The sequence below is a fragment of the Phytoactinopolyspora endophytica genome (assembly GCF_004138495.1).
In the GTDB taxonomy this organism is placed as follows: Bacteria; Actinomycetota; Actinomycetes; order Jiangellales; family Jiangellaceae; genus Phytoactinopolyspora; species Phytoactinopolyspora endophytica.
The window spans coordinates 416,919-417,856 of the sequence record NZ_ML142849.1 but is presented as its reverse complement, the minus strand read 5'-3'; the positions used below and the strand labels follow the sequence as shown (position 1 = coordinate 417,856).

1 protein-coding gene is annotated in these 938 nt (G+C 68.2%); it reads left to right on the top strand.

The features are described 5' to 3' along the window. Nucleotides 1-24 precede the first annotated feature (24 nt). Nucleotides 25-882, top strand: a complete 858-nt coding sequence (gene hisG, locus ELR45_RS01870) for an ATP phosphoribosyltransferase (RefSeq protein WP_129662965.1) — start codon at nucleotides 25-27, stop codon at nucleotides 880-882. Nucleotides 883-938 lie beyond the last annotated feature (56 nt).

The window sequence follows — 938 nt, the reverse complement described above, 5'->3', positions numbered from 1 at the left end:
GACAACGAAAGGTATCGCCGTCAGATGAACAATGTCCTGCGTATCGCTGTGCCCAACAAGGGCGCGCTGGCCGGGCCCGCGTCCGAGATGCTCCGTGAGGCCGGCTACCGGCAGCGCTCCGACGGGGCGCGCGATCTTGTCCTGCGTGACCCGGACAACAACGTCGAGTTCTTCTTCTTGCGCCCTCGCGACATCGCCGTCTACGTCGGATCCGGCACTCTCGACGTGGGCATCACCGGCCGGGATCTGTTGCTCGACTCCGCCGCCCCCGCGAGGGAACTGCTGGGGTTGGACTTCGCCCATTCCACGTTCCGCTTCGCTGCCCGCCCCGGGACCGCAGCGGACGTCTCGGGGTTCGGCGGTCTCCGGGTGGCGACGTCGTACGCCGGACTGCTGAGCGCCTACCTGGCTGAACGTAAGGTCGACGCCGAGGTGATCAAGCTCGACGGCGCCGTGGAGACGGCGGTACAGCTGGGCGTGGCGGACGTCATCGCCGACGTCGTCGAGACGGGCACGACGCTGCGTCAGGCCGGTCTGGAGATCGTCGGCGAGCCGATCCTGCAGTCCGAGGCGGTGCTGATCTCCCGCGCCGCCAGCGATCCTGTGGCCGGCGTCGAGCAGCTCGTGCGCAGGGTCAAGGGAGTGCTGGTGGCGCGCCGGTACGTGATGATGGACTACGACATCCGTACCGAGCATGTCGACGAGGCAAGCGCACTCGCACCGGGGCTCGAATCGCCTACCGTGTCGCCGCTTCACCGCGAGGGCTGGGTTGCTGTGCGTGTGATGGTGCCGAGGGACGCGGCGCACCGGATCATGGACGAGCTGTGGGAGATCGGCGCGCGCGCCATCCTGGTCACGGACATCCACGCCTGCCGCATCTGAAGGATGTGAGGGAGACCCGCTGAGGTGGGTGTGGGGAGAAGGGGTCTCCCGGCGGC